The sequence below is a fragment of the Aminomonas paucivorans DSM 12260 genome (assembly GCF_000165795.1).
Taxonomy (GTDB): domain Bacteria; phylum Synergistota; class Synergistia; order Synergistales; family Synergistaceae; genus Aminomonas; species Aminomonas paucivorans.
The window spans coordinates 1,800,638-1,812,477 of sequence record NZ_CM001022.1; the positions used below are offsets into that span (position 1 = coordinate 1,800,638).

9 protein-coding genes are annotated in these 11,840 nt (G+C 67.3%); 1 reads left to right on the forward strand and 8 read right to left on the reverse strand.

Annotation, left to right across the window (positions count from 1 at the left end):
- Positions 1–7: 7 nt before the first annotated feature.
- The 6 genes from APAU_RS08580 to APAU_RS12625 all read right to left on the reverse strand — a co-directional run bounded on the left by APAU_RS08580 (position 8) and on the right by APAU_RS12625 (position 8,153).
- Entirely contained in the window at positions 8–1,126 is a 1,119-nt protein-coding gene (locus tag APAU_RS08580; protein ID WP_040345932.1) for a baeRF10 domain-containing protein, read from the reverse strand.
- 86 nt (positions 1,127–1,212) lie between these two features.
- Entirely contained in the window at positions 1,213–2,295 is a 1,083-nt protein-coding gene (gene rpoD / locus APAU_RS08585) for an RNA polymerase sigma factor RpoD (RefSeq protein ID WP_040345016.1), read from the reverse strand.
- A gap of 61 nt (positions 2,296–2,356) precedes the next feature.
- Positions 2,357–4,144 carry a DNA primase gene (gene dnaG / locus APAU_RS08590; protein ID WP_006301338.1) on the reverse strand — a complete coding sequence of 596 codons (1,788 nt, stop codon included), beginning with the start codon at positions 4,142–4,144 and terminating at the stop codon, positions 2,357–2,359.
- A gap of 138 nt (positions 4,145–4,282) precedes the next feature.
- Entirely contained in the window at positions 4,283–6,244 is a 1,962-nt protein-coding gene (locus APAU_RS08595; protein ID WP_006301339.1) for a sodium-translocating pyrophosphatase, read from the reverse strand.
- A gap of 125 nt (positions 6,245–6,369) precedes the next feature.
- Complete coding sequence (locus tag APAU_RS08600) at positions 6,370–7,035, reverse strand: molybdopterin-guanine dinucleotide biosynthesis protein B (protein WP_006301340.1); 666 nt, start codon at positions 7,033–7,035, stop codon at positions 6,370–6,372.
- The gene (locus APAU_RS12625) at positions 7,032–8,153 is read right to left on the reverse strand and encodes an AI-2E family transporter (RefSeq protein ID WP_006301341.1); all 1,122 of its coding nucleotides are present in this window, start codon (positions 8,151–8,153) and stop codon (positions 7,032–7,034) included. The genes APAU_RS08600 and APAU_RS12625 overlap by 4 nt, the downstream gene beginning before the upstream one ends.
- Before the next feature lie 105 nt (positions 8,154–8,258).
- On the opposite strand from APAU_RS12625, the gene APAU_RS08610 reads away from it, so the two are divergent.
- Positions 8,259–9,425 carry an HD-GYP domain-containing protein gene (locus APAU_RS08610; protein WP_006301342.1) on the forward strand — a complete coding sequence of 389 codons (1,167 nt, stop codon included), beginning with the start codon at positions 8,259–8,261 and terminating at the stop codon, positions 9,423–9,425.
- Here the strand turns inward: APAU_RS08610 and larB are convergent.
- Both larB and guaA read right to left on the reverse strand, forming a co-directional pair.
- Positions 9,319–10,188, reverse strand: a complete 870-nt coding sequence (gene larB, locus APAU_RS08615; RefSeq protein ID WP_006301343.1) for a nickel pincer cofactor biosynthesis protein LarB — start codon at positions 10,186–10,188, stop codon at positions 9,319–9,321. The two genes, APAU_RS08610 and larB, sit on opposite strands and share 107 nt — an antisense overlap.
- A 13-nt stretch (positions 10,189–10,201) precedes the next feature.
- On the reverse strand, positions 10,202–11,743 hold the full coding sequence (gene guaA, locus APAU_RS08620) for a glutamine-hydrolyzing GMP synthase (protein WP_006301344.1): 1,542 nt from the start codon (positions 11,741–11,743) through the stop codon (positions 10,202–10,204).
- Between the last annotated feature and the right edge of the window lie 97 nt (positions 11,744–11,840).

Here is an 11,840-nt window from a genome sequence, read left to right on the forward strand (position 1 = left end):
CCTTTTCCTAAAGGGCAAAGCGCAGGCGGGCACCCAGGCCATCGTGATCCCGAAGGGCGGAGGGACGCCCCAGGACCAGAACCTCCCCATCCCTCTCCAGGACGCGCCTCGCCAGGACCTCCCAGAGGTCCGCTTCCTCCTGCATGAAGGTGCCGCACAGGGGGCATTCCGTCTCGTCCAGGCCCAGGGCCCCACAGGCGGGACACCTTTTGCCGTTTCGGACTTCCTGCTCCTCCAGAACCAGCTGGTGCACCGCCCCTTGATTGGAGGCGGCGAGAACGGACCTCAGTCCCAAGGTCGCCGTCCCCCCGGCGGAGGATTCCTCCAGAATGCGGGAGACCAGCTCTTCCCCCTCCTCGAAGAAGCACCGCAGCGCCTCCGTCCGGGCCTCCTCCAGAAGCTCTCCCCGGTGGGTTCCCTCGCGGCACCCCTGAAGCCAACGCGCGGGAAGGGAGGGGATGCTCCCCAGGGCTCGGAGGGTCTCCTCCGCCAGATCCCGGTGGACCTGAACCCAGGCCCTTTCCGCAGGACGTTGGTCATTCAGCTCCCGAAGCCGGGCGGCCACAGAGCGCAGATGCCGTTGGAGGGTCTCGTCCACCCGGCGCTCCAGCCTCCGTTCCTCCCCCCCCTGGTACCCCGCATCCCGCACCTTCCGGGGCAGCTCCTCCCCCATTTCCCACTGAAGGGTCAGCCGCTCTCCGTGGGTGCGGTAGAAAGTGGACTGCTGGCGGTCCAGGACGAGGATCCAGCTGTCCCGGTAGGGGCAGAGGGCCTCCAACAGGGGCAGGATCCGGGGCTCCCCCCGCAGGTCCACCGAGGGTTTGGGGGAGGAAGGCAGATCCACGGTCTCCAGGACTCCGCTGCGGGGGGAGGCGAAGAGAGCCACACCCCGGGGGACTCCCTCTCCCGCGAAGCCCTCAAGGCGCAGGGCCAGGGAGTCGAAAACCCCCTCCAGCTTCTTCCAACCTTCCTCGCCCAGGGGGGAGGATTGCTCCCGAGCCGCCCGGGCCTGGTTCTTCAGGTCGATCAGGGTCTCCTTGGGAGATTTGCGCGTGCGGTCCGCATCCACGTAGACGGAGAGAATCGGATCTTGCCCTTGACACTGCTCCAGCACTCGTTTCGCCACCGTCCTGACCACGTTGCACCCGCCCCTTCCTCTTCCTAAAGTCTCCGTCGCCGAGGCATGCTCCCCAGCGAGCTCCATGGTGCCCCCTACTCCAGAAAATCCCGGAGCTTCTTGCTCCGGCTGGGATGCCGCAGCTTGCGGAGCGCCTTCGCCTCGATCTGTCGGATGCGCTCCCGGGTGACCCCGAAGCGCCTCCCCACCTCCTCCAGGGTATGGGGGTGTCCGTCCTCCAGGCCGAACCGGAGACGCAGGACCTCCCTCTCCCGGTCGGTCAGATCCTCCAGCATCTCCTCCAGCTGTTCCCGGAGAATCTGGCTTGCCGCCGCCTCCTCCGGGCTGGGGAGGTCCTTGTCTTCCAGGAAATCCCCCAGCTGGCTGTCCTCTTCCTCGCCAATGGGGGTCTCCAGGGAAACGGGCTCCTGGGCGATGCGCTGGATCTCCTCCACGCGCTCCGCAGGGATCTCCATCTCCCCGGCGATTTCCTCCGCCGTGGGCTCCCGACCCAGGCGCTGCACCAACTGCCGGGACACCCGGATGAGCTTGTTGATGGTCTCCACCATGTGGACGGGAATGCGGATGGTCCGGGCCTGATCGGCGATGGCACGGGTGATGGCCTGGCGGATCCACCAGGTGGCGTAGGTGCTGAACTTGTAGCCCTTCCGGTAGTCGAACTTCTCCACCGCCCGGATGAGCCCCAGGTTTCCCTCCTGGATCAGGTCGAGAAAGAGCATGCCCCGGCCGATGTACTTCTTGGCAATGCTCACCACCAGCCGCAGGTTCGCCTCCACGAGCTTCGCCTTGGAGGGGGCGTGTCCTGCCTCCACCCCCTTGGCCAGCTCCACCTCCTCCTCCGGCGTCAGGAGGGGGATCTTGCCGATCTCCCGCAGATACATCCGCACCGGGTCGGACAGGGGCAGGTCCTCCAGCTCCCCCATCTCCTCCTGGTAGGTGGCCTGAGGGAGGGGCTCGTCCGCCGGCGTTTCCTCTCGGGTCTTGGCCTCCTCCATCACCTCAATGCCCAGTTCCATGAGGTTGAAGTACAGGTTGTCCAGCACGTCCGCCGAGAGGACCTCCTTGGGAAGGTGCTTCTCGATGTCCTCGTAGGTGACGAAGCCCTTTTCCCGCCCCTCGTGGAGCAGTTCCCGGACGTTGTCGATGTAGTCCATCATGTCGTCCGCAGCAACGGGCTCCTGGACAGGAGCGTTCTCGGGCTGCGCCTGCGCCGTCCCCTTAGGGCGCTTTTCGCTCATAGGACCGTTTCTCCCCCCTCTTGATCTTCGCCGCCATGGCGACATAGTCCTTTCTTTCTTCCTCCGAGAGGCTCTCCTTGCGCACCACCCTCCGGTGCAGCTCCTCGTACCTCCGTCGCCACTCCCGAAGCCTGAGCTGGCGAAGCACTTCCTCCTCCGGGGATTCCTCCAGGTACAACTCCTCCAGAAAGGCTCCCCCCAGGGCCAACAATGCCGCAGACCGTTGGTCCCCCGTCTGGAGCCACCGCGCCTCCAGCTCCTCCGGACTCTCCCCGCAGAGGAGGGCCGAGGCCACCGCTCGGGCGCACTCGGAACGCAGAAGGGGAAGAACCCCCTCCGGGGCGGAGGAGGACCGGGACCCCTCCCGGGACCAGAGAAGGTGGCACAGGGCCGCCTCCCAAGGGTCCGGGGCGGGTTCCTCTTCCCCACTCTCATGGATAGATACGCCGGGGGGGGGAAAAATGCCTTCTCCCCTCTCCCCGGATCGGGGGGGAAAGGGGGGCCTCTTTTCCGAAACGCCTCCCCACCCCCGCTGGCGAAGCAGGGCCTCCAGCTCGTGGGGAAGCAGTCCCAGGTCCGCCGCCACGTCGGGAAGGCTGGGGCGGACGTCCAGCACCGAAAGGGACGCGATCCCCCCGAGGACCTCCTCCAGCCCCCGCTTCCTTTCCTGGGGATCCTCCAGCCACTTCCTTCGGGCCGCCACGTGGAAACGGGGGAGGGGAAGGGCCTCCGTCAGGGCTCCCTCGAAGGCCTCCGCGCCCTGGGGATCCCGAAGCAGCTCGTCGGGATCCTTGCCCTTGGGAAGCCGCACCACCCGCACGTCCAACCCCTTCCTCCGCAGGACGTACATACCCTTGAGGGCCGCCTCCTGTCCCGCCGCGTCCGTGTCGAAGCAGATCAGGCAGCGGTCCGCCTGTCGGGCCAACAGATCCGCCTGTTCCTCCGTGAAGGCCGTTCCCAGGGAGGCCACCGCCTCGGGGTGTCCGTTCAGATGGCACCGGATGGCATCCAGATACCCCTCCACCACCAGGGCGCTCCCCTTCTCCCGGATGGCCCTCTTGGCCTGAGGCAGCAGATAGAGGACCTTGCGCTTCTCGAAGAGGGGGCTTTCGGGACTGTTGACGTACTTGGCCCCTTCCCCGTCCACCAGGCGTCCGCCGAACCCCAGAAGTCTCCCCGTTTCGGAGCGGATGGGGAACATCACCCGACCCCGAAAACGGTCGTAGGTCCCCTTGGGCCCTTCCACCAAGAGGCCTCGTTCCACCGCGTCCCGCAGATTCAGCCCCTGACGGCGCAGGTGGTCCTCCAGGGACCGCCACGCCGGAAGGGACCACCCCAGCTCGAAGCGCTCCCAGGCCTCCTGCGGCAGCTCTCGCCTCCGAAGGTAGGCCCGAGCAGCCTCTCCTTCCGAGGCCCCCAGGGAGGCCCGGTAGAAGGCCAGGGCCTCCTCCAGAACGTCCCCTCCCTCCTCTCGACGACGGCCCCGATGCTCCAGGACCACCCCGGTCCGGGCGGACAGGACCTCCAGGGCCTGGGGAAAGGTCCACCCTTCCATCTCCATGAGAAACCGGAACACGTCCCCCCCCGCCCCGCATCCGAAGCAGTGGTAGGTCTGCCGCTCCCGGGAGACGGAAAAGGAAGGGGTCTTCTCCTGATGGAAGGGGCAGAGCCCCACGAAGCTCTTCCCCGCCTTGCGGAGCTTGACGTAGTCTCCCACCACCTCCACCAGATCGAGGCGTTCCTTGATACGGCGTACCTCATCGTTCAAGACCCGACCCCCTTCGAGATGGAAAACCGCAGGGGAGAGCGACGCTCTCCCCTGCGGCGGACGTGCCTGTCTTCCCCCCGGACAAGGGGGGCCCCGCCGACGCGAGATCGGAGAGGACGCGGATCCGTGGCTCCGTTCTTAGGAGAACAGGGGGGCCAGAACCAGGGCCACCACGGACATGAGCTTGATGAGAATGTTCAGGCTGGGACCCGCGGTGTCCTTGAAGGGATCCCCCACCGTGTCCCCCACCACCGCCGCGGCGTGGGCCGGAGTCCCCTTGCCGCCGTGATGCCCCTCTTCAATGTACTTCTTGGCGTTGTCCCAGGCGCCCCCGGCGTTGGCCATGAAGATGGCCATCATGACGCCGGTGACGATGGAACCGCCCAGAAGCCCGCCCAGGGCCTCCGCACCCAGGATCAGCCCCACCACCACAGGAACCACCACCGCCATGAGCCCGGGGATCACCATCTCCCGCAGGGCCGCAGCGGTGGAGATGTCCACGCAGCGCTCGTACTCCGGCTTGCCGGTCCCCTCCATGATGCCCGGGATCTCCCGGAACTGGCGGCGCACCTCGTCGATCATCTTCTGGGCCGCCCGGCCCACCGCCTGGATGGAGAGGGCGCTGAAGAGGAAGGGCAGCAGGCCACCGATGAAGAGCCCCACCATGACCTTCGGGTCCTTCAGGTCGATGGTGTCCAGCTTCACCGCCTGGGCGTAGGCCACAAAGAGGGCCAACGCGGTGAGGGCGGCGGATCCGATGGCCAGCCCTTTGCCGATGGCAGCAGTGGTGTTGCCCACCGCATCCAGCTTGTCGGTGATGTTCCGAACCTCGTGAGGCAGACCGCTCATCTCCGCGATGCCCCCGGCGTTGTCCGCGATGGGGCCATAGGCGTCCACGGAGAGGGCCATGCCGGTGATGGCCAGCATGCCCACGGCGGCGCAGGCGATGCCGTAGAGACCGCCGAAGTGCACCCCCACCAGGGTGGCGGCGCAGATGAACAGGACCGGCCAGCCCGTGGACTTCATGCCCACGCCGATGCCCGCCAGGATGTTCGTGGCCGCCCCGGTGTTGGAGGCGTTGGCGATCTCCTTGACGGAACCGTAGCTGGAGGAGGTGTAGATCTCGGTGATGTAGCCGATGATGACCCCGGAGGCCACGCCGCCCACCACCGCCCAGAAGAGGGTCAGGTCATCGAAGATCCAGCGGGTGACGAAGAAGGCCCCCAGGATCATGAAGAGACCCGTGGAGATGAGACCCATGCGCAGGGCGAACTGGGGATCTCCTCCCTCCTTCACCCGGACGAAGAAGGTGCCCAGGATAGAGGCCACGATGCCGATGGCCGCCAGGAACAGGGGGTAGGCAACCCCAGCCACCCCGAAGAGCAGGGCACCCACGGCCATGGCGGCGATGATGGAGTTCACGTAGGACTCGAAGAGGTCCGCCCCCATGCCGGCGATGTCCCCCACGTTGTCCCCCACGTTGTCCGCGATGACCGCAGGGTTCCGGGGGTCGTCCTCCGGGATGCCCGCCTCCACCTTACCCACCAGGTCCGCCCCCACGTCCGCCGCCTTTGTGTAGATGCCCCCGCCCACCCGGGCGAAGAGGGCGATGGAGCTGGCGCCGAAGCCGAAGCTGGCGATGACGTTGGCGTCCCCGTAGAGGACGTACATCCCCACGATGCCCAGGATGCCCACACCCACCACCGTCATGCCCATGACGCTGCCGCCGGTGAAGGCAATCCGCAGGGCGGAGTTCATGCCCTGGGAGGCGCCGTAGGCGGTCTTGCCGTTGGACTTGGTGGCCACCCGCATCCCCACGTAGCCCGTCAGGGCGCTGCAGAGGGCACCGCTCACGAAGCACACCGCATTAGGCACGTTGATCTTGAAGGCCAGCAGGGCCGCCACCAGAAGGACGAAGGGGACCAGGGCCTTGTATTCCCGATAGAGGAACGCCATGGCGCCCTTTTGGATGATGCCGGAAAGCTCGTTGATCCGGTCGTTTTCCACCTTAAACGCGTTGATCTTGCCGGTCGCCACGAAGGCAAAGAGCAGCGCCAAGACCCCCGCGCCGCCGACCACCCCAATCCACGAAACACCCATCACGAACCCTCCTTCAGCAGATAAACCCGAAAGCCTCTCCCGGCTTTCCCGGGAACGGAACAAAAGCGAAGTTCATTATAGACAGACCCCGAGAAGCGCACAAGCAGAAGGGACGGGGCAAAAGGTCAACCCAATTCCGTCTTTTCCGATCCCCCGTCCTCTTCCGCCCGAACCCCCACGGACACCCAACCTTGCGAAAGCTCGACCCCCTTGAGGGAACGGAGCATCCCCAGAAGCCCCCCCCGGACGAAGCCCGCCACGAAGCCCTTCATGGGCAGGGGGCGTCCCTCGACGAAGACTCGACAGCTCCGGTTTTCCCGGTCCGGCAACATCCCCTCGAACCGGTCCACCAGGTGGCCCAGGGTGTCCGGCCCGAAGAGGGTCACCCCGTCCCCCGGGACGGTACGGTCGTAGACCCCCAGGACCCCGGGGATTCCCTCCGGCACCGGATGCCCGGGGGCTCGCACCCAGATCTTGGGGACCGGGATCTCCTTGCCTCCTTCAAGAAGGACCAGGTCTCGATCGGCGAAAAACCTCCCCACCCACCGCCTCGGGTCCTCCTCCGGCGAGCCCGCCTCGTAGCGGATGCCGTCGGGCCCCCAGAGCACCGCATCCCCCCGATCCCCCAGGACCCCGCCGGAGTCCGTCCCTACCGGGGAAAGGACCGGCTCTGCGGTGCGCTTCACGTACCCCGTGCGGACCCCTCGGGCCTCCAGCCTCTCCAGAATCTCCCTGCATAGGGTTGTCTTCCCGCTGTCCTTGTAGCCGCAAACCCCCACCAACAGGATCATGTTCCACCTCCATCCCCGGAAGAAGCCCTTCGCTCCCCCTCCCTCAGGATCGTCCGGTAGCTCTCCAACAGAAAAAGGCTTAAGGAGAGAAGCATGGGCCCCAGGAAGAGCCCTAGAAAACCCCAGGCCGCCAGCCCCCCCAGCACCCCCACGAACACCAGAAGCACGTGGGCCTTGCTCCCCTCGGAGATGAACAGGGGGCGCAGGAAGTTGTCCACGGTGCTCACCACGCCTCCCCCCCAGAGGAGCAGAAGGACGCCCTCCTGGGTGTGTCCCGTCATCAGAAGGACGATCCCCCCGGGGGCCCAGACCACCGGGGTTCCCACGAAGGGGATCATGCCCGTGACGAACATCGCCCCGCCGAAGAAGACGGGATGGGGAAGCCCCACGAACCACCAGCCGAGCCCCCCCAGGGTGGCCTGGATGGCGGCGGTGAACATGATGCCGTAGACCACCGCCTGGAGCATCTTCTGCGTCCGCAGGGACAGGGCCTTCTTTTCGTGGAACGGCAGGGGGAGCAGGTCCCCCACGAAGGCGACCATGGCCCTCCCGTCCCGCACCAGGAAGAAGGAGGAGATGGTGATCACCACCAGGCTGAAGAACGAGTGGAAGGCGTTGGCCACCATCCCCCGAGAAAGGGCCGTCAGGCCCGCCCCGACCCAACGCCCCGTCTCCCCCAACAGGGCCTTCAGCTCCGGAACGCGAAAGAACAGGGGGCCCAGCACGGAGGCTCCGGAGGCGTGGACCCGGGAAAGGAGGGCGTCCACCCCCTCTCGGTCCAAAAGGGGCAACCATTCGGACAGAACCCCGTAGAGGCGCACCGCCTCTCGGCCCAAAGACACCGCCACCGTCCCCAGAGGGATGGCCAGGAAGAGGAGGATGATCCCCGTGGTGAGGGCCGCCGCCAGGTTGGCCCACCGCCCCCCGAAGACGCGCTGGTGAAGGAACCGATAGGCGGGGTAGGCGAAGTAGGAGAACACCGCCGACCAGGCCAGGGGACGCAACAGGGGCAGAGCCATCCAGCAGGTGAGCCCCAGGACCCCGAGAAGCAACGCCACGAACGGAACGGGGCTGTTGCGGATGCGACGCCCCACCTCTTGCCGAGCTTCCCGACCCATGCAAACCCCTCCTTGGATTGTCCGACCGGACCCGCGGCGCTTCGCGCCGATCCCTGTTTCCCTTCCTGCTATAATGACTCCAGACTCGCCCAAGAAGGTGACGATGTGGCAGAGCAGGAAGGCTCGATCGTTCGGGTTCCCCTTCAGTCCCTGGACACCTACGACGGGGTCGTGGCGGAAGACGTGACCTCTCCGGAGGGAGCGCTGCTCCTGCCTCAAGGGCTTCGGCTGTCCCTCCTCGGGGCCTCGCTGCCCAAGGTGCTGGACCGTCTTCGCTCCTCCGGGGTGGAAGGAATCTCCATCCGCATGGAGACCTCCGTCTCCCTGAAAAGCGTAGACTCCTTCCTGGAGGTGGTCCTGGCCCAGAACCAGGCAGTCATCGACCGGGAGGTGAGCCGCGAGGCGGTTTCGCAGGTGCAGGGGCTCTTCCAGTCGGTGCGCCGCCAGCCCATGACGCCGGAACTTCTGGTGCCTCTGGTGGCCACGGGAAAGACCCTGGCCCAGGAAATCCTGAAGAACCCCCAGGTGCTTCTCTCCCTTGCCCGGGTCCACCGATGGGACGAATACACCTTCGTCCATTCCTTCAACGTGGCGGCCCTGGCGGGCTTTCTGGCCCAGCGCCTCCACCCGCAGGAACCGGACTTGGTGGAACAGATCGTCCTGGGGGGACTCCTCCACGACCTGGGGAAAGCCCAGGTCCCCCTGGAGGTGCTGAACAAGCCGGGCCCCTTGGACGACCGGGAGTTCGCCCTGATGAAGCAGCACTCCGCCTGGGGGGAGGAACTGGCCCTCCAGGGAGAGGTGACCTCCGCCCCCATCCGCGCGGTCATCCGATGGCACCACGAACGGTGGACCGGCTGCGGCTACCCCGACGGGCTACGCCGGGAGGAAATCCCCGAGGCGGCTCGGATCACCGCCGTGGCGGACGTGTTCGACGCCCTCACCGCCGAGCGGGCCTACAAACAGTCCCTGCCCTCCCGGGATGCCATGAACCTCATCCTGGGGGACACGGGACAACACTTCGACCCCCGGGCCAGCAGGACCCTCCTCACCAGCTTCGGCCTCTACCCTCCCGGCTCCATCGTGGAGCTTTCGGACCGATCCGTGGGGGTGGTGGTCTCCGCGGGAGGGGAGGACCTGATCCGTCCGGTGGTGCTGATCCAGGTCACCCCGGAGGGAACGGCCCCCGAATCCCCCCTGTTTCGGGATCTTCGGAGGTGCGACCTCCGCATCCGAAACTACCTGGGGTCGGGTGCCCGGAGGGACCTGTAGCTCCCTCGCAGCCCCTGCCCCGAGCCACCAGGGCGGCGGAAAGCCCCGCCCCCACGCCGTTGTCGATGTTCACCACCACGAGCCCGGGGCAGCAGGAGGCCAACATGGCCCGGAGGGCCGTCCGCCCCCCCTCCGCGATCCCGTACCCCACGGAGGTGGGAAGGCCGATCACCAACCCGGGCACCAGCCCCGCCACCACGCTGGGCAGGGCTCCTTCCATCCCCGCAGCCACCACCGCCACGTCCGCCTCCCGCAGGGAGGGCAGCACCTCGAAAAGCCGATGGATCCCCGAAACCCCCACGTCGTAAAACCGGTCCACCCCGCAGCCGGAGAAACCGGCGATCCCCGCCGCCTCCTCCGCTGCGGGGATGTCCGTGGTGCCCGCCGCCACCACCGCCACGCGCCCTCGGGTCTCCGGGGGCACGCAGACCAGGGTCCCCAAACGCGACCGGGGCTCGTAGGACCACTCCGGGATCGTCCCTCCCAGCCGACGGGCCACCTCCCCCTCCAGGCGGCTGAAGGCCACGTTGGCCCGCCGCCTCAAGGCTTCGTCCCGGATCCCCTCCAGGTGCCCGAACTCCTTGCCCGGGGAGTACACCACCTCTCCGATGCCCTTGCGGGAGGGGCGGTCCCAGTCGAACCGCACCTCCCGACCCGCAAGGCCGCGGCACAGGAGACCGTGCCGTTTCCGGGCCGCCTCCACGGTACAGCGTCCCGCCGCCAGGTCCTCGAACAGCTCCTCCAGACCCGCAAGGGCGGTCATGTCGGTGAGGTCCCTACTCCCACTCGATGGTGGAGGGAGGCTTGCCCGTGATGTCCAGGGTCACCCGGTTGATCCCCGGAACCTCGTTGCAGATCCGCCGGGCGGTCCGGTCCAGCAGGTCGTAGGGCAGACGGGCCCAGTCGGCGGTCATGCCGTCCTGGGACTCCACCGCCCGGAGCACCGCCGTCTCCGCGTAGGTCCGCACATCCCCCATGACCCCCACGGAGCGGGTGGGCAGAAGGACGCAGAAGGCCTGCCAGAGCTGGTTGTAGAGCCCCGCCGCGGCGATCTCCTCCCGGAAGATGGCGTCAGCCTCCCGGAGCAGCGCCAGTCGAGGCTCCACCACCTCTCCCAGGCACCGCACCGCCAGCCCCGGACCGGGGAAGGGCTGCCGGGCCACGAAGACCTCCGGGATGCCCAGCAGGCGCCCGATCTGGCGCACCTCGTCCTTGAAGAGGTCCCGAAGGGGCTCCAGGACCTTCATCTTCATGATCTCCGGCAGCCCCCCCACGTTGTGGTGGGACTTGATCACCGAAGCTCCCTTCCCCTGGTGGCCGCTCTCGATGACGTCGGGGTAGAGGGTCCCCTGGAGGAGCCATGCAGCCCCTCCCAGCCCTCCGGCGACGTCCTCGAAGACCTCCACGAAGGTCCAGCCGATGGCCTTGCGCTTGGCCTCCGGGTCCGTGACCCCCGCCAGTGCCCCCAGGAAGCGGCCCCCCGCGTCCACTCGGTGCACCGAGAGATCCAGAACCCGGTAGGTATCCATCACCTGGTCCGCCTCGTCCTTGCGAAGCAGCCCGTTGTCCACGAAGAGGCATTGAAGCTGGTCCCCCAGGGCCCGGGCGGTGAGCACCGCCGCCACCGTGGAGTCCACTCCCCCGGACAGGCCGCAGAGCACCCGCTCCGCCCCCACCTTTTCCCGGATCTCCTCCACGGTGCGGTCGATCCAGTCCTCAAGCCTCCAGGTAGGGTCGCAGCCGCAGATCCGGAAGAGGAAGCGCCGGAGGATCTCCGTCCCCTGTTCCGTGTGGGCCACCTCGGGGTGAAACTGCAGCGCCCCGATGCGACCGTCCCCCATTTCGAAGCCCGCCAGGGCACCCCCTTCGCTGACCGCCACCGCCCGAGCCCCCGGAGGCAACCCGGTGACCTGATCCCAGTGGCTCATCCAGACCTGCAGGGAAGCCGGCAGCCCCTCCAGAAGCGCCGAGGTCTCCGAAGCCCGTTCCACCCGGGCGCGGCCGTACTCCGCCGCCCCCGCCCGTTCCACCCGTCCCCCCAGCTGGTGGGCCAGCATCTGCATGCCGTAGCAGATCCCCAACAGGGGGATCCCGGACCGCAGGAGCCGTTCGTCCAGCCGAGGCGCGTCGGGCTCGATGCAGCTCCGGGGACCTCCGGAGACCACGATCCCCTTGGGATTGCGCCGCAGGACCTCCTCCGCATCGCTGTCCCAGGGAAGGATCTCGCTGTGCACCGACAGCTCCCGGATGCGCCGGGCGATGAGCTGGGTGTACTGGGACCCGCAATCGAGGATGACGATGTTGTCGTGAACCTCCATACCCAAGCGCCTCCCGTATCTGGTGTGGGGCCATGCGGCCCGTTCGAGTATGCCACAACCCCCCGACCCCTCCAAGGGAACCGGGGGAGGATCAAAA